The organism is Actinomyces gaoshouyii, from assembly GCF_002076915.1.
GTDB classification, from domain to species: Bacteria; Actinomycetota; Actinomycetes; order Actinomycetales; family Actinomycetaceae; genus Actinomyces; species Actinomyces gaoshouyii.
Genome location: NZ_CP020468.1, coordinates 1,691,750 through 1,715,219, shown reverse-complemented (window position 1 = coordinate 1,715,219; position 23,470 = coordinate 1,691,750). Strand labels below are relative to the sequence as shown.

The window sequence follows — 23,470 nt, the reverse complement described above, 5'->3', positions numbered from 1 at the left end:
GCATGCCCCGGCGGCGCCAAGAGAGCGGCTCCCAGGCATGACGGTGGTGGGCGCAACAGTAATGGGGAGATCATGGGGGTCATCTAGGACCGTCGGCATGGCGGGACTGCCGACGGGGCCGGGCCGTGGCGCGCGCGGCCGCGGCGCCGCACCATCGGTCCTGGGGACTCAGGCCTTGCGCAGCAGCACGCGGCGCATGTGGTGATCGGATCCCTTGACCAGCACGAGGGTCGCCCGCCCGCGGGTGGGGGCGATGTTCTCACGCAGATTCACCAGGTTGACCGACTCCCAGATCCCACTGGCCGCCGTCAGGGCGATGTCGTCGGGGATCGACGCGAAGCGCTGGAAGTAGGAGTCCGGGTCATTGAAGGCGGTGCGCTTGAGAGTGAGGAAGCGCTCCAGGTACCAGCGGCGGATATCGGCAGGATCGGCGTCGACGTAGATCGAGAAGTCGATGAAGTCCGACACCGCCAGAACGGAGGCCATCGGGTGGCCTCCCGGCTCATCGGGGTGCTCCGCGGCCGCGCGCCCCCTCGGGGCGGGCTGGAGCACGTTGAGCCCCTCCAGGACCAGGACGTCGGGCCTCTCGACGACGACGCTGCGACCGGGGACGATGTCGTAGACCTTGTGGGAGTAGACGGGGGCCTGGACGCGGGGCGCCCCGGATTTCACCGCGGCCACGAACTCCACGAGCGCGCGCCGGTCGTAGGACTCGGGGAAGCCCTTGCGCGACATGAGCCCGCGCGCCTCCAGCTCGGCGTTGCTCAGGAGGAACCCATCGGTGGTCACCAGGTCCACGCGAGGGGTGCCCGGGAAGCGGGCCAGGAGGTGGGCGATGAGGCGGGCCGTCGTCGACTTGCCGACCGCGACCGATCCGGCCACTGCGATGACGAAGGGCGTGGGGCGGGTATCAACGCCCAGGAACCCGGCGGTGCGGCGCGCTCGCTCCCGGGAGGTGAGGATGTAGTCCTGGAGGATCGCGGTCAGGGGGCGGTAGACGGCGTCGACCTCCGTGAGGTCCGTGGGATCTCCCAGGCCGCGGAGCTTGACGACGTCATCCTGCGCCAGGGGCAGGGGAGTGGAGGAGGCCAGGGCCCGCCACTGCTCGCGCGACAACTCGATGTAGGGGGAGTGCGAGGAGGTCACTGCCCAAGTCTGACGCATGCGTCAAGATCACGCGCAGGTCCGCGCAGTCGATTGCCGCGAATCACAGAAGACCCGGCGGATGGCGCTTTCCTGAGCCCTCCACTCATGATTCGATCGCCCCATGTGTGGAATCGTCGGGCATGTCCGCCCCCTCGCCCCCGTCATCTCCTCCGCCGCGACCCCCGAGGTTGAGGGGCGCACCCTCTGCGTCCTCCTCGACGGCCTGGGCCGCCTGGAGTACCGCGGCTACGACTCCGCCGGCGTCGCCCTCGTCGGCCCGTCAGGGCTGCAGGTCGCCAAGGCGGCGGGCAAGCTCGAGAACCTCCGCGCCGCCATCGCGGCCGAGCCGCCGGCTCCGGCCACCGCCGGCATCGGCCACACCCGCTGGGCCACCCATGGCGGGCCGACGACGGAGAACGCCCACCCGCACCGCGCTGGCAGTATCGCCGTCGTCCACAACGGCATCATCGAGAACTTCCGCGCCCTGCGCGCCGAGGTCGAGGAGGCGGGCCGCGCGCTCCTGTCCGACACGGACACCGAGATCGCCGCCCACATCCTCGACATGGACTTCACCGCCCGCCTGGCCGAGGCGACCGCCGCCGATCCCTCGGCCGATCCCGCGCAGGTTCTCGTGGAGTCCATGCGCGCTGTCACCGAGCGCCTCGAGGGCGCCTTCGCGCTCCTGGCCGTCACCTCCCTGGCGCCCGAGGCGATCGTCGCCGCCCGCCGCTCCAGCCCGCTGGTCATCGGCCTGGGCGACGGCGAGAACTTCCTGGGCTCCGACGTCGCCGCCTTCGTGGCCTTCACCTCCCGCGCCGCCGAGGTCGGCGATGACCAGATCCTCCTCCTGCGCCCCGACTCGGTCACCGTGTGGGACAAGGACGGCTGCATCGTGGAGCCCAAGGGTTGGGAGGTCTCCTGGGATGCCTCAGCGGCCGTCAAGGGCGGCTACGAGACCTTCATGGACAAGGAGATCCACGATCAGCCCGCCGCCGTCGCCGACACCCTGCGCGGGCGCGTCGACGAGCGCGGCGAGATCCAGCTCGACGAGATGCGCATCGACCCCGCCGTCCTGCGCAGCGTCGACAAGATCATCGTCATCGCCTGCGGCACCGCCGCCTACGCCGGGCACGTCGCGAAGTACGCCATCGAGCACTGGTGCCGCGTGCCGGTGGAGATCGAGCTCGCCCACGAGTTCCGCTACCGCGACGCCGTCGTGAGCGAGAAGACCCTCACCGTGGCGATCTCCCAGTCCGGGGAGACCATGGACACCATCCAGGCCGTCCGCCACGCCCGCGAGCAGGGCAGCAAGGTCCTGGCCATCGTCAACGCCTACGGCTCGACCATTGCCCGCGAGGCTGACGCCGTGCTCTACACGCACGCCGGCCCGGAGGTCGCCGTCGCCTCGACCAAGGCCTTCCTCGCCCAGATCACCGCCTGCTACCTGCTGGGCCTCTACCTCGCCCAGCTGCGCGGCAACAAGTGGCCCGAGGAGGTTGCCGACTACCTCGCCAAGCTCGGCGAGATGCCCGATAAGGTCCAGTGGATCCTCGATGAGCAGCAGAGCGTCGTGCGGGCGCTGGGCGCCGAGCTCGCGGATCGCTCCTCCTTCCTGTTCCTGGGCCGCCACGTGGGATTCCCGGTGGCACTCGAGGGCGCGCTCAAGCTCAAGGAGCTCGCCTACGTCCATGCCGAGGGCTTCGCGGCGGGAGAGCTCAAGCACGGGCCCATCGCGCTCGTGGAGGAGGGGCTGCCGGTCTTCGTCATCGTGCCCACCCCCCGCCGCCCCATCCTGCACGACAAGGTCCTGTCCAACGTCCAGGAGATCCGCGCTCGCGGCGCGCGCACCATCGTGGTGGCCGAGGAGGGGGACGACGCCGTTGACGCCTTCGCCGAGCACATCATCCGCATCCCCGCCGCTCCCACCCTCATGGCGCCGCTGCTCACCGTCGTCCCGCTGCAGATCTTCGCCGCCGCGCTCGCGGGCGCCAAGGGACTGGACATCGACCAGCCCAGGAACCTGGCCAAGTCCGTCACCGTGGAGTGAGGGGGCGGATGCCCACCGTCATGAGCGACGCCCGCGTCCTCGAAGCCGCCGAGTGTGCAGCGACCCCTACGCTCGCCCGCCGCGCCGCCTACCCGGCCCGGGCCATCGCCCGGGCCGAGGCGCCGCTGACCGCAGGCACCGACCAGTACATGCGGCGGGCCGCCCGCGCCGTCGCCGGCGCCTGCCTCGCCGAGCTGCGCGAGTTGCGCGGCTCGGTCGCCGGCAGCCGAGTCCTCGTCCTGGTTGGCGGTGGGCGCAACGGAGGCGACGCCCTCCTCGCCGGGGCCCTCCTCGCCCGCCGTGGCGCCCGCGTGGAGGCCCGGCCGGCCACCGACCACCCGCATGGGGCGGCGCTGAGCGAGGCCCGCGCCGCCGGGGTCGCGGTCGCGGACGCTCCCGCCCCCTCACCCGTCGGCGCCGCGGCCGATCTCATCATCGACGGACTGACCGGCATCGGCGCCAGCGGGCCCCTGCGCCCGCGCGCCGCCGCGCTCATCGCGCCCCTCATCGCCGCGGGCGCGCCTGGGGAACGGGCGTTCCGCGTCCTCGCCGTCGACGTCCCGTCCGGCGTCGGCGTGGACGACGGCTCCCTGCCGGGGCCTGTGCTCGCCGCCGATCGCACCGTCACCTTCACCTGCCCGCGCGGCGCCCACCTCCTGCCGCCCGCGGCACCCCTGAGCGGGCGCGTGGACGTCGTCGATCTCGGATTGCCGGTGCCGACTGGGAGCGAGCCTCTCGCCTCGGTTCCCGATCCGGCGCTGCTCGCAGCGCTCCTGCGCGCCCCCGGCGCCACCGACCACAAGTACACGCGCGGCGTCGTCGGCCTCCATGCGGGCAGTGAGGCCTATCCCGGGGCCGCGGTCCTCGCCGTCAGCGGCGCCATCCGAGCAGGGGTCGGCATGGCCCGGATCCAGGCGCCCCGGCGTGCCGTCGACCTCGTCCTCGCCTCCCGCCCCGAGGCGGTCCCGGCGATTGGGCGGTGCCAGGCGATCGTCGTCGGTCCCGGCACTTATCCCGCCGATCAGCCCCGGGCCGAGGAACTGCGCGGCGCCTTGCGCGCCGCGCTGCGCCGGGGGAGCGGCGAGGGCCAGTGGGCGGTGATCGACGCCGGGGCGCTCCCACTCCTGCCCGACCTTCTCGGCGAGGGGCTCATCTGCGGCCCAGAGCATGTCCTCACGCCTCATGCGGGCGAGGCCGCTGCTCTCCTCAGCGGCCTCGGGCTGCCGGCGACGCGCGAAGAGGTCGAGGCCGCCCCCGCTTCGGCCGCGCGCGGGCTCGCCGGGGCGACCGGGGCAACGGTGATCCTCAAAGCCGTGCCCGCGCTCATCGCGAGCCCCGGTGGCGGGCCTGTGCTCTCGCTCGACGCCGGGCCGGGCTGGTTGGCGACTGCGGGCAGTGGGGACGTCCTCGCGGGTGCCCTCGGGGCGGTGCTCGCGGCCGTGCGCGCCGATCGCGAGCGCGCTGAGGGCCACCAGCGCGGTGAGCTCAGCATCGGTGCGGCGGGCCTGCTCCTGGAGGACGCGGTCGCGCTCGCGGCCGCCGCGTCCGTGCGCCTCCATGCCGACGCCGGCCGCCTGGCCAGCGGGCAGGCGCTGGGGTGGGGGCACGAGGGCCGCCCCATTGCGGCACTCGACGTCGCCGATCACCTCCCTTGCGCCCGCCAGCGCCTCCGCGCCCAGGCGCTCCCGCACGACCAGCCCGCCTCTCTCGCCGAGACCGGTCGAAATTAGGAGCGAGACCGGTCCGCGGACCGGTCTCGCTCCTAATTTCGACCGGTCTCGATGAAAGGGAGAAGGAGGGGGCGGGGGCGGGTCAGTGGGAGAATCGCGGCGTGAGCGCGACAACACCTTCCACTGCACCGCCGATCCCGGCCACCACCTCCCGGGCCGTCATCGACCTCGGCGCCATCGCCCACAACGCCGCCGTCCTCGCCCGGGCCGCCGGCACTGCCTGGATGGCTGTCGTCAAAGCCGATGCCTATGGGCACGGCCTGGAGCCCGTCGCGCGCGCCTGCCTCGGCGCCGGCGCCACCTGGCTCGGCGTCGCTCAGCTCGCCGAGGCCCTCCACCTGCGCTCCCTCCTCGACGCCACGGGCATCGCGCGCCCCGCCCCTGCTCTCCGCTCACTGCCGACGCCGGATGCGCCGCGCATCCTCACCTGGCTCGCCCCCGTCCTCACCCCCGAGGACGCCGCAGCCCCGGGCTCCCCCCTGCGCGCAGCGATCGCCGCAGACCTCGACCTCTCCGTGTCCACCCCCGACCAGGCCCGCGCCATCGCGGCCGCCGCCGATGCCGAGGGGCGCGCCGCCCGCGTCCACCTCAAGGTCGATACCGGCATGTCCCGCGCCGGCACGACCGACGGCGAGCTCCCCGCGCTGGCCTCCGCCCTCGTCGGGGCCGAGCGCGCCGGGAGCCTCGTCGTCGTCGGCCTGTGGTCCCACCTCTCGCGCGCCGATGAGCCCGACTCCGGTTCCACCGAGGACCACCTGGCCCGCTTCCGAGCCGCCGACGCCGGCGTCACCGCGGTTGGGCTCGCGCCGGTCGTCCGCCATCTCGCGGCCACTGGCGGGCTGCTCTGGCACCCCGACGCGCGCCTCGACCTCGTGCGCGCGGGCATCGGGCTCTACGGGCTCTCACCCGACCCGGCCGTCGCCACCAGCGCCGAGCTCGGGCTGCGCCCCACCATGCGCCTGGAAGCCCCCCTGGCGCTCGTCAAGCGCATCCCCGCAGGTCAAGCGGTCTCCTACGGTGGTACTTGGACCGCTCCCACCAGCCGCTGGGTCGGCCTGGTCCCCCTCGGCTACGCCGACGGCATCCCGCGCGCGGCCTCCGGCGCCCCCGTCACGGTGATCCCCTCCCCGGTCGGCTCATCAGTCAGTGCCGACGCCGCCGTCCCGCCCCCGATCCGCACCAGGATCGTGGGCCGCGTGTGCATGGACCAGGTGGTCATCGACCTCGGGCCCGCGGCCCGGGCCGGTGACACCGCCGGGGGCGAACCCCCGGCCCGGGCCGGTGACACCGCCGTCCTGTGGGGCGATGGCGCTGATCCGGCGGGCATCCCGACGGTGGACGAGTGGGCCGCCGTATGCGGCACCATCAACTATGAGATCGTCACCCGTCTCGGCGCGCGCGTGCCCCGAATCTATCTGGGAGTTGACTGGGAGGATAGAGTCTGATCCGCCATTTCCAGCTGAGAGGACCCGCAATGTCAGACAGCCCGCGCCAGATCGTGGTGAGCACGGCCGATGCGGAGGCCACCCGCGCCCTCGGTGCGCGCCTCGCGGCCCTGCTCCGAGCCGGTGACCTCGTGCTCCTCACCGGCGGGCTCGGCGCGGGCAAGACCACCCTCGCCCAGGGGATCGGCGCCGCCATGGATGTGCGCGGCCGCCTCTCCTCGCCCACCTTCATCATCGCCCGCGCCCACCCCGCCCTCGGGGACGGCCCGGACCTCATCCACGTCGACGCCTACCGGCTGTCCAGTCTCGAGGAGGTCGATGCCCTCGACCTCGACTCCTCCATGGAGCGCTCGGTCACCCTCGTCGAGTGGGGGCGGGACAAGGTCGAGGGCCTCGCCGAGGACCGCCTCGAGATCTCCGTCGACCGCCCCCATGGAGGCCTCCCCGCTCCGGGGGGCGCGGCCGATGATGGCCATGGCGCGCCCGCTCATCCCGCCGCCAGTCCCGTCGATCCCGCAGCCCATCCGGTCCTCGACCTCGACGGCGTCGACGACGGGTGCCGCGCCATCACGATTCAGGCCCGCGGGCGGCGCTGGGCCGACGTGGACCTCGGCGCGCTGGTCGGCTGATGCGCGGGGTCCTCCGCCTCCTGGCGCTCTCAGCGCTCTCGGTGCTCATCGCCCTCGCGCCGCTCGCCGCCTCGCGCCTCCTCATCGTCCCCAGGGCCGCCGCATCACCCGCACCGCCCGTGCGCCCGACGGCACCCGTGGCCCCCACCTCCTCCTCGTCCCTCTCAACGGTCCTGGACCCGCACGCCGCCGCAGACCCCGCCCCCGGGGACGATGGCATTGCGCGCGCCTGGCTCCGGGCTCAAGGGCCATCCCTGGCCTCCAGCTTCGCTGCGGCCGACGGCCGGGCGGCACTGGGCGAGCCCGTCCAGGCCCACCGCTGGTCCACCGGCTTCCTCGACGGCAGCGCGCCGGAGGCCCCGCTGCCGGCCGCCGCCCTCTGGGCCGCGCCCGTCCTGGTCGACGGCGACCCCGTCGGCGCCATCGCCGTCATCGTCACCGCCTCCACGGCCCAGGGGACCGCCATCGAGGACGGTCTTCTCGCCGCCGCGCTCGTGGAGGCCGCCTCTGCCCGGACCATCGCCGACGCCGCCTCCCAGGCGCTCCCCTCGGACGCCCAGGGCGCGATCATCGTCCTCGGGCACTCCACCGACTGGTACCTGGTCTCGGGCGGTCGGGTCCGGGCGGCCTCCCACGGCGCCCAGGCGGTGCTCGCCGGCCCCATCTCCCTGCGCGACTACTCCGCGGCCATCCTCCAGCGCTCCCAGACGACGTCCCCCGCCCCGGTCATCGGCAAGGCCGAGGACTCCTCGCTCAGTCCGGACCAGCAGGCGCAGGTGGCCGCCGCCGTGGTCATCGGCCTGCTCCTCATCATCATCACCGTGCGCCGGGAGCGACGGATCCTCTCCCCCGCCAGGCCTCCTGCCAGGACCAGGTCGTGGAGGGCGGCCGAACCCGTCCGCCCGGACCGGGCCCCCGCCAAGCAGCACGACGGCGCCCCGGAGACCACCAAGACGCCCGAGATGGCCAGGACGCCCGAGCAGCCCTGACGGGCGCGGGGATAGGCTCGCCCTGTGCGCATCCTCTCCATCGACTCATCCCTCGGAACCCAGCTCCTCCTGTGCGACGCGGATCCCGGCGCCCCCGCCGACGGCGCCCCGCGCGCCCTGAGGATCCTGTCGGCCCAGGCGCAGGAGGACTCCCGGCGTCACGCCGAGTCGCTCGGGCCGATGCTCGCCGCCGCCCTCGCGGCCCCCGATGACGGCGCCCCGCTCGACGCCGTCGTCGTCGCCACCGGCCCCGCGCCCTTCACCGGCCTGCGCGCCGGCCTCGTCACCGCCCGCGCCCTTGCCCGCGCCCGCTCCATCCCCGCGCGCGGAGTCCCGAGCCTCGACGCCGTCGCCCGCCAGGCCCTCGACGAGATCGCCGCCGAGAACGGGTGCGAGGCGGCCGATGCCGCGACCGTCCTCGTGGCCACGGACGCGCGCCGCAAGGAGGTCTATTGCGCGGCCTACCGCGCCCGGGGCGCCGACGACGTCGAGCCCCTCACGGCTCCCGCGGTCACCACCCCGCTGGCCGCCGCCGAGCGCCTGGCCGAGCTCGGCCCCGCCGCCGTTCCCGCCGGCTCGGGTTGCGTCCTCTACCCCGAGATCGCCGACGGCCGCCCCGTGCTCGCCCCGGCCTCCGGCAGCGCCCGGGCGCAGGCCCGCATCGCGCTGGCCCGCCTCGCCCGGGGGGAGGAGCTCGCCACGGAGCCCCTCTACCTGCGCCTGGCAGACGCCCAGGTGCCGACCGGCCGCAAGCGCGCCCTCGCGGGCTGAGCCCGCGCGCCCAGATGCTCTCCGGATCCGTGGAGCGCCTCACGCCCACCGGTGCGCGCTTGCGCGAGATGCGCGCCGGCGACCTCGACGCCGTCGCCGCCCTCGAGGCCGAGCTCTTCGGGGGCGAGGCCTGGAGCCCGGCGCTGCTGAGCGCCGAGCTCGCCGCCAGTCAGGGCCAGGGGGCCGACCGCCACTACATCGTCGTGGAGGACGCCGCTGATCGGGCTGAAGGCGCGGATGGCGCCGATGGCGTCGACGGCTCGGGCGCGATCCTGGGTTACGCGGGGCTCTGGATCGGGGACGGCCGGGGTGACGCCGACCTGCTCACCATCGCCACGGCGGCGCGCGCCCGGCGCCTCGGCCTGGCCCGGGCCATGCTCGACTACCTGATCGACCGGGCGCGGGGCGCCGGCTGCGGCGCCGTCCTGCTCGAGGCCCGCGCCTCCAACGACGCCGCCCAGGCGCTCTACCTCTCGCGGGGCTTCACGCCGGCCGGTCGGCGCCGCCGCTACTACTCCGCCCCCACCGAGGACGCCGTCGTCATGCGCCTGGCGCTCGGCGGGCCCGGTCATCAGACCACCGGCGGCGCTGACCGCACCGCGGGCATCGGCCCCGTGGGTTCGGAAGCGGTCTGACCGGCTCGAATCGTCCTCCTGTGTCGCCCAGGGCCGCCGTCGGGTAGGATTTCCATCACTATTTCCTTTATGCGGGCGTGACGAAATGCCGAGCGCCTCCGGCGTTGATCGGGTCCCCTCCGCCGGGGCGATCGGGGCCCCATGGCGACGAATCGTCCTGAGTTTCGCCTGGAAACACGCGGTCGGGCGGATGATCTGACGTTCTGGGTCCAAGGGTCCCGAACATCCGCCCCGGCAGATCCGTAGGCTCATCACGTGACCAAAGCGACTGTTCCCTCCAAGAAGCGGAGCGCGTTGACGACGACCGTCTTCATGAAGCGCATGATGGCGATCTCGGGCATCGTGTTCCTGCTCTTCGTCCTGTTCCACGCCTACGGCAACACCCACTACTTCGAGGGTGAGATCGCCTACGATCACTACGCGTACTTCCTGCGCGAGCTGCTCGTCCCGATCCTCCCCTTCGGCGGGTTCCTGTGGATCTTCCGTGCCGTTCTGGCTCTCTGCCTCCTGGCTCACGCTGGAAGCGCCTTCCACCTGTGGCACCGCAACGTCAAGGCCCGAGGCAACGACCCCTACGCGGTGAAGAAGTCCAACGCGGAGTACTTCGCCTCCCGCTACGCCATGCGCACCATGCGCTGGGGCGGCGTCATCCTCCTGCTGTTCATCATCTGGCACATCCTGCAGTTCACCACCCTTCACCTGACGCCCGGTGGACGCTACGAGCACGGCCGCGCCTACATGAACATGTACTACGGCTTCCAGCTGTGGTGGGTCTGGCTGATCTACGCGGTGGCGCTGGTCGCCCTGTGCCTGCACGTGTGGCACGGCGTGTGGTCCGCCCTGCAGACCCTCGGGGCGATCCGCGGCAGCGTCATCCCCTTCGTCCGCCTCATCGCGTTCATCGTCGCCTTCGGGCTCTTCTTCGCCTTCATGTGCGTGCCCACGGCGATCCTCCTGGGCCTGACCCCTGAGCCCATGGACGCCGCGACGTACGCCGTCGAGGCCGCGAACGCGGGCATCAACTGGATGGGTAAGTGAAAGACATGAGCAACACCACCGCATCGACCCCCACCCCGACGGCGCCGCTCGTCGACGGCCTCTACTACGAGGGCGACAGCATCGCCGACACCAAGGCCCCGCACGACGTCCCGATCGCGCAGCGCTGGGAGCAGCGCAAGTTCAACGCCAAGCTCGTCAACCCCGCCAACCGCCGCAAGCTCGACATCATCGTCGTCGGCTCCGGTCTGGCCGGTGGCGCGGCGGCGGCCTCGCTCGGCGAGCAGGGCTACAACGTCCAGGTCTTCTTCTACCAGGACTCCGCCCGCCGCGCGCACTCCATCGCGGCCCAGGGCGGCATCAACGCCGCGAAGAACTACCGCAACGACGGCGACTCTGTCTACCGGCTCTTCTACGACACCGTCAAGGGCGGCGACTACCGCGCCCGCGAGGACAACGTCTACCGGCTCGCCGAGGTCAGCGCCAACATCATCGACCAGTGCGTCGCCCAGGGCGTCCCCTTCGCCCGCGAGTACGGCGGCCTGCTCGACAACCGCTCCTTCGGCGGCGTCCAGGTCTCCCGCACCTTCTACGCCCGCGGCCAGACCGGCCAGCAGCTCCTCATCGGCGCCTACCAGGCCCTGGAGCGCCAGGTGCACGCCGGGACGGTCAAGGAGTTCCGCCGCCACGAGATGGTCGAGCTCATCATCGTGGACGGCCGGGCCCGCGGCATCGTCGCTCGCGACATGGTCACCGGCGAGATCTCCACTCACCTGGCCGACGCCGTCGTACTGGCCACCGGCGGGTACGGGAACGTCTTCTTCCTGTCCACCAACGCCATGGGCTGCAACGCCACCGCCATCTGGCGCGCGCACCGCAAGGGCGCCTACTTCGCCAACCCCTGCTACACGCAGATCCACCCGACCTGCATCCCGCAGTCCGGCGACTTCCAGTCCAAGCTCACCCTCATGAGCGAATCGCTGCGCAACGACGGGCGCATCTGGGTGCCCAAGCGCGCCGAGGACTGCGACAAGGACCCGCGCCAGATCCCCGAGGAGGACCGCGACTACTACCTCGAGCGCATCTACCCGGCCTTCGGCAACCTCGTGCCCCGCGACATCGCCTCGCGCCAGGCCAAGAACATGTGCGACGAGGGCCGCGGCGTCGGCCCCGCCATCAAGGAGAAGGCCGCTGACGGCACCGAGCGCATGATGCGCCGGGGCGTCTACCTCGACTTCTCCGAGGCCATCGGCCGCCTGGGCAAGGACGCCGTCTCCGCCCGCTACGGCAACCTGTTCGAGATGTACCAGCGCATCACCGGCGACGACCCCTATGAGGTCCCGATGCGCATCTACCCCGCCGTCCACTACACGATGGGCGGGCTGTGGGTCGACTACGACCTGGAGTCCAACATCCCGGGCCTCTATGTCGGCGGGGAGGCCAACTTCTCCGACCACGGGGCCAACCGCCTGGGCGCCTCGGCCCTCATGCAGGGCCTGGCCGATGGCTACTTCGTCCTGCCCGACACCATGAACGACTACCTGGCCGACATGCTTCGCCTGGGCAAGGTCGACCCGAGCGCCCCCGAGATCGCCGAGGCCAAGGCCGCCGTCGAGGACCGCATCAACCGCCTCATGGCCCTGCGCGGCACCCGCAGCGTGGACGACTTCCACATGGCCCTGGGCCGCATCATGTGGGAGTACTGCGGCATGGAGCGCCGCGACGCCGGACTGCGCGAGGCCATCAAGCAGATCCGCGCCCTCAAGGAGGAGTTCTGGAGGGACGGCCGCGTCACCGGCGAGGCCATGGAGGTCAACCAGGCCTTGGAGAAGGCAGGGCGCCTGCTCGACTTCTTCGAGCTCGCCGAGCTCATGTGCATCGATGCCCTCCACCGCCGGGAGTCCTGCGGCGGGCACTTCCGGGCCGAGTCCCAGACCCCCGAGGGCGAGGCGCTGCGCCATGACGACGAGTTCCTCTACGTCGCCGCATGGGAGTGGGGCGGCGAGAACCAGCCCCCGATCCTCCACAAGGAGGACCTCATCTACAAGGACATCGAGCTCAAGCAGCGGAGTTACAAGTGAACATCAAGCTGAAGATCTGGCGCCAGAAGAACGCGAGCGCCAAGGGCCACTTCGAGGAGTACTCGATGACCGGCGTCGAGGAGCACATGAGCTTCCTCGAGGTCCTCGACCTGCTCAACGAGCAGCTTTTCGCCGAGGGCAAGGACCCCGTCGCCTTCGACTCCGACTGCCGTGAGGGCATCTGCGGCCAGTGCGGCGTCGTCATCAACGGGCAGGCCCACGGGCCCATCCGCTCCACCACCTGCCAGCTGCACATGCGCCACCTCGCCGAGGACCCCTCCTTCAAGGACGGCTCCACGATCACCATCGAGCCCTGGCGCTCGACGGGCTTCCCGATCCTCAAGGACCTCATGGTGGATCGCTCCGCCCTCGACCGCATCGTCCAGGCCGGCGGCTACATCTCGGTCAACACCGGAGGCGCCCCCGAGGCCCACTCCGTGCCGGTCCAGAAGGAGAAGGCCGACGCCGCCTTCGAGGCCGCGGCCTGCATCGGCTGCGGCGCCTGCGTCGCCGCCTGCCCGAATGCCTCCGCCATGCTGTTCACCGGCGCGAAGATCTCCCACTTGGGCCTGCTCCCGCAGGGTCAGCCCGAGCGCCTCGCCCGCGTGGTCTCCATGCTCAACCAGCACGACGCCGAGGGCTTCGGCGGCTGCACGAACATCGGCGAGTGCGCCGCCGTGTGCCCCAAGTCCGTGCCGATCGAGGTCATCTCACGGCTCAACCGCGACCTCGGCCACGCGCTGTGGAAGGGGCAGAAGGCTCACTAGGCAGCGCTGAGGCCCGCGGGCTCGCTGACGCCCGGAGGCGCACTGGAGCCCGCGCTGACCAGCGGGGCGCGGTTCTCGCAGCGCCCGTTCGAGGAGACTCGGCGGCGCTTTCGAGAACCGCGCCCCGCATCGCCATGACGACGGCCCGGCGGTGCCCGCGCGGGGCGATGGCGCGGTGCGGGCGCCCGCCGGGCAGGGGCTAGGCTGAGCGCCGTGAGCGCCCCCTTGATCCTCGGCATCGAGTCCACCTGCGATGAGACCGGCGTGGCCCTCGTCCGCGGCCGCGAGCTGCTCGGCGATGTCACCGCCACATCCATGGATGAGTACGCCCGCTTCGGCGGGATCATCCCAGAGATCGCCTCCCGCGCCCACCTGGAGGCCTTCGTCCCCACCCTCGACGCCGCCCTGGAGCGGGCCGGAGTGGGCCTGGAGGAGATCGACGCCATCGCCGTGTGCGCGGGCCCCGGCCTCATCGGCTCGCTCACCGTGGGCATCTCCGCGGCCAAGGCCCTGGCAGCGTCCCTGGGCAAGCCCGTCTACGGCGTCAACCACGTCATCGGCCACCTCGCCGTCGACGAGCTCGTCGACGGGCCCCTGCCCGACCGCTTCATCGGGCTCATCGTCTCCGGCGGGCACTCGAGCATCCTGAGCATCCGCGATATCGCCACCGATGTCGTCGAGCTCGGCGGCACCCTCGACGACGCCGCGGGAGAGGCCTTCGACAAGGTCGGCCGCCTCCTCGGGCTGCCCTACCCCGGCGGGCCGCATGTGGATCGCCGCTCCCGGGCCGGCGACCGCGAGGCGATCCGCTTCCCCAGGGGGCTGGCCGCCGCGAAGGACCGCGAGCGCCACCGCTACGACTTCTCCTTCTCCGGCCTCAAGACGGCCGTGGCCCGCTACGTGGAGTCCCTGGAGGACGGCGGGCGGGAGGTGCCGGTGGATGACATCTGCGCCGCCTTCTCCGAGGCCATCAACGACTCACTGACCGCCAAGGCCGTGGCCGCCTGCCTCGACACCGGTTGTGGGACCCTCGTCATCGGCGGAGGGTTCTCCGCGAACTCGCGGCTGCGGGAACTCGCGGCCGAGCGCTGCGAGGCGGCGGGCATCGCCCTGCGCATCCCGCCGCTGCGCTACTGCACGGACAACGGCGCCCAGATCGCCGCCCTGGGGGCGGCCGCGATGCGCGCCGGAGTCGAGCCCTCACCCCTGGACTTCGCGCCCGACTCCGGCATGCCCCTCGACACTATCGTCGCTCGCAGCCGCTGACCCTCCCCACCAATCACCTCCCCCTATGAGCGAGACCGGTCGAAAATAGGAGCGAGACCGGTCGGCCGACCGGTCTCGCTCCTATTTTCGACCGGTCTCGGCGATAATTGGCGGTTATTGGAGTGGGGTGACGACAAGGACTGCGCCTTTGGGGCCCTTGCCGATCCGGGGCCCGATGCGAGTGAGCAGCCAGGTCTCGCCGTCCCCCGCCTTGCCCCCGCGCAGGTGCAGCGCCGCCCTGAGCTGATCGGGAGACACATCCACGCCGCGCTTGTGGATCTCCAGACGGGTGATCCCCCGCTCGCGCACCCGCGCCCTGAGGGACTTCACATGCAGCGGCAGGATCTCGACGATTCGCCATGCGCGCACGAAGGGCCTCAACTCCGCGCCCGGCGCCTCGTCGGCCGTCAGGTAGGCGATGCGCGAGCCCACGGGCCGGGCTCCCGAGTCGCGCGCCACCCGCGCCACCAGCCCCGCCCGGATGACGGCGCCATCGGGCTCGATGATGAGCTCTCCCAGGTCGTCGATGCCCCCGATGGGCTCGGCCTGCTCCGGCTCCGACGACGGCGCCGCGCCGCTCTCGTCGGCCAGCACCGCCGCGCTCACCGCGCCGGCCGCCCCGGCCTCCTCATCGGTCCCTCCAGGCCCTTCGGTGCGCAGGCACAGGGCCGAGCGCCCCGGGCCCTCCGGCGCGAGAGGCCCGAACCACAGGCCGGCCTCGACGACGGCGCCATCCACACTCACCCACTGCGCGTGGGCGTCCTCGGGGATCGCGCAGTGGTCGAGGCCCGGCGCCACCTTGAGCCCGAGGGCGGGCACCGCCCGGCGCATGGCCAGCAATTCGGACAGCGCGGGAGACCACTGCTCGGGGTCCTTGATGCGGCGCCCGCCGGCGCGCCGGGCGGGATCGGCGAAGACGGCGTCGACGCCCTCGGCCCCGAGGTCGATCCCCAGGGCGTCGGCGCAGCGCACCCGCGCCCGGTCGAAGGGCATGAGGTTGACCGTGGCGAGCGCCGCCGTCGCCTCGTCGCGCTCGACGGCGAGCACATCGAGTCCCAGTCCCGCCAGGGCCATGGCGTCCCCGCCGATGCCGCATCCGAGATCCGCGACTCTGCCCGCCCCGGCCGCCGCGTAGCGGGCGGCGTGCCTGGCGGCGACGGCCAGGCGCGTGGCCTGCTCCAGCCCGTCGGGGGTGAAGAGCATGGTGGCGGCGAAGGGGCCGAACTTGGCCTCCGCCCGAGCCCGGAGGCGCTGCTGGGACAGCGCCGCCGCCACGAGTCCGGGGGAGTGGCCCTCCTCGCGCAGGGACTCGGCGAGACGGAGCGCTTCGGCCTCGTCGTATGGGGGCAGCGAGCCGAGCAGTGCCCAGCCCTCCGGGGTGAGCAGGGGCATGAGGGCCAGCGCCGCGGGGTCGGAGGGGGAGGCGGGATCGGGCTGGGTGGGCTCAGTCGTGGCGACGTCGCGCTGGGAGTCAGTCATCCCCCCGATCATGGCATGCGCCCCGTGCTCCCCGTCGCCATCCCGATCGGCCGGCCCCGATGGGCCCGCCAGGCCTGTCAGGAGCGCCGGGGCCGGCGGGCCCGGCCACGCCATCGGCGAAAGCCCCGCGAACGCTTGGCACTCGCGTTGACTGAGTGCTAATCGCGGACGTAGATTCGTTCTCGGCACGGGGCCCACCGGCCCCGCGGCTCGCACTCGGGAGCGCTTGCCGGCCCCCGCGACGGCGGTACAGCGCGCATCGAGCGCGGCAGACAATGTCATCCACCCACTAGCGAGAAGGGGAGGTCCGCAATGTCGATCTCCATCAAGCCGCTCGAGGACCGGATCGTCGTCCAGACGGTCGAGGCCGAGCAGGTCACCGCCTCCGGCATCGTCCTGCCGGGCACCGCCCAGGAGAAGCCGCAGGAGGGCAAGGTCATGGCCGTGGGCCCCGGCCGCGTCGACGACAAGGGCAACCGCGTCCCGGTCGATGTCGCCGAGGGCGACATCGTCATCTACTCCAAGTACGGCGGCACCGAGGTCAAGTACGACGGCGAGGAGTACCTCATTCTCTCCGCCCGCGACGTCCTCGCGATCGTCACGAAGTGACTCCCGCGGGCTCGGCCCGCACCTCGGATCCCCCGGAGGGGCCGTCTCGGCCGCCGGGGGATCCGCGCGCCTCGGGCACCGGGCCCGACTTGCGGCGCCTGGGACCGGCCCCGGCCGCCCGGTGAGCGGCCCTCATCGCGGCAGGCGGACCTGGGATGCGCCCGGCCCCGCCGCCGACCTACGATGCGACCGTGAGCGACTCGATCACCAGCCCCGATATCTACGCCCCCACCGGACTGACCTACGACGACGTCCTCCTCCTGCCCAGGCTGACCGACGTCATCCCCTCGGAGGTCGATACGACCTCCCGCCTGACCCGCGGGATCACCCTGTCAACGCCGCTGCTCAGCGCCGCCATGGACACCGTCACCGAGTCGGAGATGGCCATCGCCATGGCCCGGCAGGGCGGCATGGGCATCCTCCACCGCAACCTGTCCATCGAGGAGCAGGCCGACCAGGTGCGCCGGGTCAAGCGCTCGGAGTCCGGCATGGTCTCCGACCCCGTGACGATCGCCCCCGACGCCACCATCGCCCAGCTCGACGAGCTGTGCGGCCACTACAAGGTCTCGGGCCTGCCCGTCGTCGACGACGCCGGCAACCTCCTGGGCATCATCACCAATCGCGACCTGCGCTTCGTGCCCACCGAGGCATGGGCCGAGCTGCGCGTGCGCGACTGCATGACCCCGCGCGAGCGCCTCGTCACTGGACGCACGGGGATCTGCCGCGAGGACGCCAAGGCCCTGCTCGCCGAGCACCGCATCGAGAAGCTCCCCCTGATCGACGACGCCGGGCGCCTCACCGGCCTCATCACCGTCAAGGACTTCGTCAAGACCGAGCAGTACCCCAACGCCACGAAGGACGCCGAGGGCCGCCTCGTCGTCGGAGCCGCCGTCGGCTACTGGGGCGACACGTGGGAGCGGGCCACCGCTCTGGCCGAGGCCGGCGTGGATGTGCTCGTCGTCGACACCGCCAACGGCGGGGCGCGCCTGGCCCTGGAGATGATCTCGCGCCTCAAGTCCGACCCGGCCTTCTCCCACGTTGAGGTCATCGGCGGCAATGTGGCCACACGCGAGGGCGCCCAGGCACTCATCGATGCCGGGGTCGACGCTGTCAAGGTCGGCGTGGGCCCGGGCTCGATCTGCACCACCCGCGTGGTGGCGGGCGTCGGCGTCCCGCAGGTGACCGCCGTCTACGAGGCCGCGCGCGCCTGCGGCCCCGCGGGCATCCCGCTCATCGCCGACGGCGGCCTGCAGTACTCGGGCGACATCGCCAAGGCGCTCGTGGCCGGTGCGGACACGGTCATGCTCGGCTCGCTGCTCGCCGGATGCACCGAGTCCCCGGGGGACCTCGTCTTCGTCAACGGCAAGCAGTGGAAGCGCTACCGGGGCATGGGTTCGCTCGGCGCCATGAGCTCGCGCGGGCGCCGCTCCTACTCCAAGGACCGCTACTTCCAGGCCGACGTCTCCTCGGACTCCAAGATCGTCCCCGAGGGCATCGAGGGCCAGGTGCCCTACTCCGGCTCGCTGGCGGACGTCGTCTACCAGCTGGTGGGGGGCCTCCACCAGTCGATGTTCTACGTGGGCGCCCGCACGATCGGTGAGCTCAAGGCCAACGGCCAGTTCGTGAGGATCACGGCGGCGGGCCTCAAGGAGTCCCACCCGCACGACGTCATGATGACCGCCGAGGCCCCGAACTACTCGGGCCGCGGATGACCACACTGCCGACGGGCGATGCCGACGCCCTGGACGGGCGGCAGTGCCCTGCTGCCCTCGTCCGGCCACTGCCCGCCAGCTACCTGCGTACCGACGCGATCTCCGCCGCCGGGCTGGCGCTGCTCGGGGCCCTGATGTCCTGGCTGTCCCTCACGGGCGGGACCGGCTTCTTCAAGCAGGAGATGCACCTGCAGGTGATGGGCAGCGTGCTGCTGGCGGTGCCGCTCATCTGGCGTCGGCGGTGGCCGCTGTGCGTCGGGCTGATCCACGCACTGACCTACGGGGTGCTCAGCTACCTCACAGGATTCGAACACAACACCTCTCAGGTGCTGCTGTTCATGTCCTTCTTCTCCATCGGCGCCTGGTCCGCGCAGCGTCAGTGGGCCACGCGCGTGCGCGTGATCATCTGCGTGGGCATGGGGGTGTGGCTGGCGGCCGCTGGCGTCTGGCTGTACTTCGAGGCCGTGGGCTCGACGGAGGCCTTCACCGTCCGCTCGCTCCTGGCGGTCGTGGTGTACCAGCTATTCATCAACGTCGCCTTCTTCACCGGTGCCTGGTACTTCGGCAACCGTGAGTGGGCGCGGGCCGTGGCGCTCGCCGAGCTCGAGAACGCCTATGCGGACATCCGCGAGCTGCGCGCCGAGCTCGTGGACGCCGCCGTCGGGCAGGAGCGGCTGCGCATCGCTCGCGAGCTGCACGACGTCGTCGCCCACCATGTCACCACCATGTCCGTCCAGGCCGCAGCGGCCAGACGCCTGCTGGAACGCAGCCCCCAGGCGCACGCGCCCCACCAGGCGGTCGGCTCTCTCAAGCAGATCGAGTCCGCCGCCCGCCAGGCCGTGGCCGAGCTGCGCACCCTGGTGCTCACCCTGCGCAGCGACGACCATGAGGACGCAGCACCCACCGTGGACGACATCCCGGACCTGGTGGAGCAGTCCCGCCAGGCCGGCACCCGCACCACCTTCGAGCAGATCGGCGGCGAGGTGCAGGTCAACCCCGTCATCGGGCTGGTCCTGTACCGGGTGGCGCAGGAGGGTCTGACCAACGCGGCCAAGCACGCGGGCCCCGGGGCCAGTGTGGCGGTGCGCCTGCGGGTGCGTCCCGACCTCGTGGAGCTGGAGGTGTCCGACGACGGTTGCGGCGGTCCCACCCCCGTGCCCGGCACCGGCACAGGCCTGGTGGGCATGCGTGAGCGGGTCATCGCCGTCGGCGGCACCCTGGAGGCGGGCGCCAAGCCCCGCGGCGGATTCCGCGTGCGCGCCCGGATCCCGGTGGGAGAAACCCAGAGCCCGGTGGGAGCGGCCCTGTGACCCGGGTGCTGCTCGTGGACGACCAGATGCTCATCCGGGCCGGCTTCCGCACCATCCTGGACAGCGAGCCGGGCCTGGAGGTCGTGGGGGAGGCGGCCAACGGGGCCGAGGCTCTGGAGCGGGCGATGCGGCTGGAGCCTGACGTCATCTGCATGGACGTGCAAATGCCGGTGATGGACGGCATTGCTGCCACCCGCGAGCTCGTCGCACGCGGCTGCCGGGCCGCCGTGCTCATCCTCACCACCTTCGACCGTGACGACTTCCTCTTCGAGACCCTGGACGCCGGGGCCAGCGGCTTCCTGCTCAAGACGGCCGAGGCGGAGAAGCTCATCGAGGCCGTGCAGGTGCTGGGGCGCGGTGACGCCCTGCTCATGCCCGAGGTCACCCGCCGGGTTCTCACCCGCTACGCCGGCACCCAGGGCGCGGGTGCGGGCCGGGGCGCGCAGACGCCGTCGGAGCTGACACAGCGGGAGGTTGACACGCTGCGGTGCCTGGCCCGAGGGATGACCAACGCGGAGATCGCGGCCGAGCTGTACGTGAGCACCGAGACCGTCAAGACGCACGTGTCCAACATCCTGGCCAAGCTCGGCCTGCGCGACCGGGTGGCCGCCGTCATCTGGGCCTTCAAGCACGGCATCGCGGCCTGATCCCCCGCACGGGGGAGGAGATCTTTCACCCTGCTGCGGGAGGTGGCGGAGCAGGCCCCCACCTAGCCTGATGCCATGATCAGCGTACGTCACATTCACCGGTATTACGGTGAGAAGCATGTCCTCAAAGACGTGTCCTTCGATGTCCACCCCCGGGTGATGACCGGCTTCGTCGGCGGCAATGGCGCGGGCAAGACCACCTCCATGCGCATCATCCTGGGTGTGCTGGCGGCCCAGAGCGGGCAGGTGCTCGTCGACGGGGCGCCCATCACCGCGGATCAGCGCGCCGCCATCGGCTACATGCCCGAGGAGCGGGGCCTGTACCCCAAGATGAAGGTCATCGACCAGCTCGTCTACCTCGCGCGCCTGCACGGGCTGGAGGCCGCGGATGCCCGCAGCCACGCCCTGGAGCTGCTCGAGCGCCTCCAGCTCAAGGGCGAGCCGACCGACACCCTGGAGTCCCTGTCCCTGGGCAACCAGCAGCGCGTGCAGATCGCGGCTGCCCTCGTCCACCGGCCCTCGGCCCTCATCCTCGATGAGCCCTTCTCCGGGCTCGACCCCGAGTCCATGGAGGCCTGCGTCCAGGTGCTGCGCGAGTACGCCGCCGCCGGCGCTCCCGTGCTCTTCTCCTCCCATCAGCTCGATGTCGTCGAGCGCCTGTGCGACCGGCTCGTCATCATCAGCGACGGCGAGATCCGGGCCGCGGGCACCCGCACCGAGCTGCTGGAGGCCGCCACCACGAACGAGTGGGAGATGGAGAGCGGTTCGGACACCGGGTGGGTGGCAGACACCGGCACTGAGGTGGTCGAGTACGACGGCGGTTACGTCCGCTTCCGCTCCGCCGACGTCGCCGCCGCCAACCGGGTCCTGGCAGACGCGCTCCAGCGCGGCACCGTCACGGTCTTCCGCCGCGTGACCCGCTCTCTGCACGAGACGTACAAGGAGATGACCAAGTGAGCACCCGACCCAGTTTCCGGACCACCGTCGCCGTCGTCGCGCGTCGCGAGATCACGGCCAGGTTCCTGTCCAAGGCTTTCATCATCTCCACCGTCATCACCGTGCTGCTCATGCTCCTGATGGTGGTCCTGGGCCCGCGCATCGGCGACCTCATCGCCGGCGGGCCGACCACCGTGGCGGCGCCACCCAGCGAGACGGCCGTTCTGCAGGGCCTGCCGGATGTGGAGGTCCTGGCGGTGGACGATGCTGAGGCGGCCCGCCAGGCAGTCCTGGACAAGGGCGCCGACGCCGCCGTCGTGCCCGAGGCGGACAACCCCGTGGGCTTGAGGATCCTCGCGCTCAGCGAGCCGCCGAACAAGCTGATCCAGGGGCTGTCGGCCTCCCCGGCGGTGGAGCTGCTCGATCCCGACGCCCCCAACCCGGCGATCCGCTACCTGCTGCCGCTGGGCCTCGCCCTGGTGTGGATGAGCGCCGCCCTGGGCTTCGGTATGACCATCGCGCAGTCGGTGGTGGAGGAGAAGGAGACGCGCATCGTCGAGATCCTGCTGGCCTCCATCAGTTCCAGGGCCCTGCTCACCGGCAAGATCCTGGGCAATTCTTTGGCGGCGCTGGTGCAGATCCTCCTCATTGCGGGGGCCCTGCTGCTGGGCTTGGCCATCAATGACGAGGTCCTGCCCGCGGGCGACCTCGTGGGGCCGGTGCTGTGGTTCATCCCGCTGTTCATTGTCGGTTTCGTCATGATCGCCTCCCTGTTCGCCGCGGGCGCGGCCCTGGTGTCGCGCAACGAGGACCTTCAGAGTGTCCTGCAGCCGATGATGTGGCTGGTCATGCTGCCCTACTTCGGGGTTCTCCTCGGCGCCTCGAACGCGACCTTCATGACGGTGCTCAGCTACATCCCTCTCAGCTCGCCCATCGCGCTGCCCGTGCGGATGTACCTGGACGACTCCGTGGCCTGGTGGGAGCCGATGGTGTCCGTGGTGCTCCTCATCACCACCACGGTCGCCGCCATCATCCTGGGCGCGCGCGTCTACGACCGCGGCCTGCTCCACACCGGCAAGGCAATGGCCTGGAAGGAGGCCCTGGCCAAGGCGTCCTGAGCTGCCTGGGCGTCGGGAGCGACGGGTCGGCCGGGCCGCTGGGCCTGGTCGACCCGTCAGCTCGTGCTGGCCAGGGGCCAGGAGGGGTCGGCGTCGGGGGTGCGGCCCCGGCGGGTGAGCCACTGGTTGAGGGACTCGGCCCAGGCGCGGTGTGCCTCGGCCTGCAGGCCCTGCAGGGCCGCCAGGTCCGTGCCGGCCACCCGCGGGTGCACGCGGGCCATCGCCTCGAGGACGTCGAGCGTGGCAGCAACGTCCACCTCCGCCGTGTGCAGCGCCTCGTCCACCTGCACGCCGTAGACCGCGCACACGTCCCCCAGGCGGCGCTTGCCCTTGCGGTAGCGGTCGACGGCACGGTCGAGGACGAGCAGGTCCAGCACCGGGGCGATCTGGCCGCCGAGGCGCTGGCGCAGGGTGGACAGGCCGTGACGGGCCAGCTCGGCCTCCATGAGCGTGAGGTCGAAGGGGGCATTGAAAGCGACCACCGGCGTTCCCTGGGCCATCGCCGTGGCGAGGGCTCCGGCGACCTCTTCCAGCACCTCGGCCGCAGGCCGCCCCTGCGCGCGGGCGCGCTGCGTGGTGATCCCGTGCACGGCCGCCGCCGCGGCGGGGATCTCGACGCCGGGGTCCGCCAGCCAGGTGCGCACCTTCTGAGCGCGGGTGTCGTCCGGCAGCCGCGGGCCGCGCCAGACGAGTGCCGCCGTCACGAGACGGTCCTGGGTGGGGCTCACCCCGGTCGTCTCCGTGTCGAAGCCGAGCAGCGGTCCGTCGGCCCAGGTGCGGGAGGGGCTGCCGGTCCCGGTGGGGGAGCTGGTGGAGTGAGGGTGAGGAGTGCTGTGGCTCATGCCCCGAGTGTGCCACCGCCTTCGGACACGAACGGCTGCCCGGCATGCGTAGGGGGGCGGCTGGGGCGGCGCACGGAGGCCTCGTCGGGCGGCAGGCCGGCCATCCGGTATGTGCAGGGGCGGCTCCTAATGCACCCGCGGTAGATCGGGTGCGGGGCGCACACGAGGCGGCGGGAGTAACCAGCGGCGCGTGCGGCCGTGCTGGTGGCGCCGCTGGCGCCGGGTACGGATCAGCTTCCCGCGGTATGGACCGCTTTCCCGCAATACGGACCACCTTCTGACGTGTGGACCACCTCATTGGAGTGACGAGGTGGT

General features: G+C 72.1%; 20 protein-coding genes. 17 read left to right on the top strand and 3 right to left on the bottom strand.

All coding sequences use genetic code 11. From position 1 onward, the window contains the following. Nucleotides 1-168: 168 nt before the first annotated feature. Nucleotides 169-1,164, bottom strand: coding sequence for a type I pantothenate kinase (coaA, locus tag B6G06_RS07040; RefSeq protein ID WP_205635448.1), 996 nt, complete (start codon nucleotides 1,162-1,164; stop codon nucleotides 169-171). Nucleotides 1,165-1,267: 103 nt separating this feature from the next. Between coaA and glmS the strand changes: the two genes are divergently transcribed. From glmS to tsaD, 11 genes are all read left to right on the top strand, one after another. Beyond that, nucleotides 1,268-3,193, top strand: a complete 1,926-nt coding sequence (glmS, locus tag B6G06_RS07035; RefSeq protein ID WP_081171714.1) for a glutamine--fructose-6-phosphate transaminase (isomerizing) — start codon at nucleotides 1,268-1,270, stop codon at nucleotides 3,191-3,193. 20 nt (nucleotides 3,194-3,213) lie between these two features. Then, nucleotides 3,214-4,923, top strand: coding sequence for a bifunctional ADP-dependent NAD(P)H-hydrate dehydratase/NAD(P)H-hydrate epimerase (locus B6G06_RS07030; protein ID WP_081172269.1), 1,710 nt, complete (start codon nucleotides 3,214-3,216; stop codon nucleotides 4,921-4,923). A gap of 101 nt (nucleotides 4,924-5,024) precedes the next feature. After that, nucleotides 5,025-6,368, top strand: a complete 1,344-nt coding sequence (alr, locus tag B6G06_RS07025) for an alanine racemase (RefSeq protein WP_081171712.1) — start codon at nucleotides 5,025-5,027, stop codon at nucleotides 6,366-6,368. 29 nt (nucleotides 6,369-6,397) lie between these two features. Next, on the top strand, nucleotides 6,398-6,997 hold the full coding sequence (gene tsaE / locus B6G06_RS07020) for a tRNA (adenosine(37)-N6)-threonylcarbamoyltransferase complex ATPase subunit type 1 TsaE (protein WP_080461913.1): 600 nt from the start codon (nucleotides 6,398-6,400) through the stop codon (nucleotides 6,995-6,997). Further along, a complete protein-coding gene (locus tag B6G06_RS07015; protein WP_081171710.1) occupies nucleotides 6,997-7,986 on the top strand; it encodes a hypothetical protein in 990 nt (329 codons plus the stop codon). The genes tsaE and B6G06_RS07015 overlap by 1 nt, the downstream gene beginning before the upstream one ends. A 24-nt stretch (nucleotides 7,987-8,010) precedes the next feature. After that, on the top strand, nucleotides 8,011-8,757 hold the full coding sequence (tsaB, locus tag B6G06_RS07010; protein ID WP_080461911.1) for a tRNA (adenosine(37)-N6)-threonylcarbamoyltransferase complex dimerization subunit type 1 TsaB: 747 nt from the start codon (nucleotides 8,011-8,013) through the stop codon (nucleotides 8,755-8,757). A gap of 14 nt (nucleotides 8,758-8,771) precedes the next feature. Further along, on the top strand, nucleotides 8,772-9,392 hold the full coding sequence (locus B6G06_RS07005) for a GNAT family N-acetyltransferase (protein ID WP_240494036.1): 621 nt from the start codon (nucleotides 8,772-8,774) through the stop codon (nucleotides 9,390-9,392). A 312-nt stretch (nucleotides 9,393-9,704) separates the two neighbouring features. Beyond that, complete coding sequence (locus B6G06_RS07000) at nucleotides 9,705-10,430, top strand: succinate dehydrogenase cytochrome b subunit (RefSeq protein ID WP_205635486.1); 726 nt, start codon at nucleotides 9,705-9,707, stop codon at nucleotides 10,428-10,430. 5 nt (nucleotides 10,431-10,435) lie between these two features. After that, entirely contained in the window at nucleotides 10,436-12,469 is a 2,034-nt protein-coding gene (locus tag B6G06_RS06995; protein WP_081171706.1) for a fumarate reductase/succinate dehydrogenase flavoprotein subunit, read from the top strand. Then, on the top strand, nucleotides 12,466-13,236 hold the full coding sequence (locus tag B6G06_RS06990) for a succinate dehydrogenase/fumarate reductase iron-sulfur subunit (RefSeq protein ID WP_073451411.1): 771 nt from the start codon (nucleotides 12,466-12,468) through the stop codon (nucleotides 13,234-13,236). Before B6G06_RS06995 ends, B6G06_RS06990 begins: the two co-directional genes overlap by 4 nt. A 213-nt stretch (nucleotides 13,237-13,449) precedes the next feature. After that, complete coding sequence (gene tsaD, locus B6G06_RS06985) at nucleotides 13,450-14,502, top strand: tRNA (adenosine(37)-N6)-threonylcarbamoyltransferase complex transferase subunit TsaD (protein WP_081171704.1); 1,053 nt, start codon at nucleotides 13,450-13,452, stop codon at nucleotides 14,500-14,502. Between the two features lie 114 nt (nucleotides 14,503-14,616). Here the strand turns inward: tsaD and B6G06_RS06980 are convergent, their stop codons facing one another. Then, nucleotides 14,617-15,981 (bottom strand): class I SAM-dependent methyltransferase, encoded by a 1,365-nt coding sequence (locus B6G06_RS06980; RefSeq protein WP_081171702.1) that lies wholly within the window; start codon nucleotides 15,979-15,981, stop codon nucleotides 14,617-14,619. Nucleotides 15,982-16,293: 312 nt separating this feature from the next. Between B6G06_RS06980 and groES the strand changes: the two genes are divergently transcribed. From groES to B6G06_RS06950, 6 genes are all read left to right on the top strand, one after another. After that, a complete protein-coding gene (groES, locus tag B6G06_RS06975; RefSeq protein ID WP_080461905.1) occupies nucleotides 16,294-16,590 on the top strand; it encodes a co-chaperone GroES in 297 nt (98 codons plus the stop codon). A 155-nt stretch (nucleotides 16,591-16,745) separates the two neighbouring features. Beyond that, complete coding sequence (gene guaB / locus B6G06_RS06970) at nucleotides 16,746-18,302, top strand: IMP dehydrogenase (protein WP_240494035.1); 1,557 nt, start codon at nucleotides 16,746-16,748, stop codon at nucleotides 18,300-18,302. Then, complete coding sequence (locus tag B6G06_RS06965) at nucleotides 18,299-19,612, top strand: sensor histidine kinase (RefSeq protein WP_081171700.1); 1,314 nt, start codon at nucleotides 18,299-18,301, stop codon at nucleotides 19,610-19,612. The genes guaB and B6G06_RS06965 overlap by 4 nt, the downstream gene beginning before the upstream one ends. Continuing rightward, on the top strand, nucleotides 19,609-20,259 hold the full coding sequence (locus tag B6G06_RS06960; RefSeq protein ID WP_080461903.1) for a response regulator: 651 nt from the start codon (nucleotides 19,609-19,611) through the stop codon (nucleotides 20,257-20,259). Before B6G06_RS06965 ends, B6G06_RS06960 begins: the two co-directional genes overlap by 4 nt. Before the next feature lie 75 nt (nucleotides 20,260-20,334). After that, nucleotides 20,335-21,216, top strand: coding sequence for an ABC transporter ATP-binding protein (locus tag B6G06_RS06955; protein ID WP_080461902.1), 882 nt, complete (start codon nucleotides 20,335-20,337; stop codon nucleotides 21,214-21,216). Beyond that, complete coding sequence (locus tag B6G06_RS06950; protein ID WP_081171698.1) at nucleotides 21,213-22,313, top strand: ABC transporter permease; 1,101 nt, start codon at nucleotides 21,213-21,215, stop codon at nucleotides 22,311-22,313. Before B6G06_RS06955 ends, B6G06_RS06950 begins: the two co-directional genes overlap by 4 nt. Before the next feature lie 56 nt (nucleotides 22,314-22,369). Here the strand turns inward: B6G06_RS06950 and B6G06_RS06945 are convergent, their stop codons facing one another. Beyond that, a complete protein-coding gene (locus B6G06_RS06945; RefSeq protein WP_081171696.1) occupies nucleotides 22,370-23,155 on the bottom strand; it encodes an exonuclease domain-containing protein in 786 nt (261 codons plus the stop codon). Nucleotides 23,156-23,470: the final 315 nt, after the last annotated feature.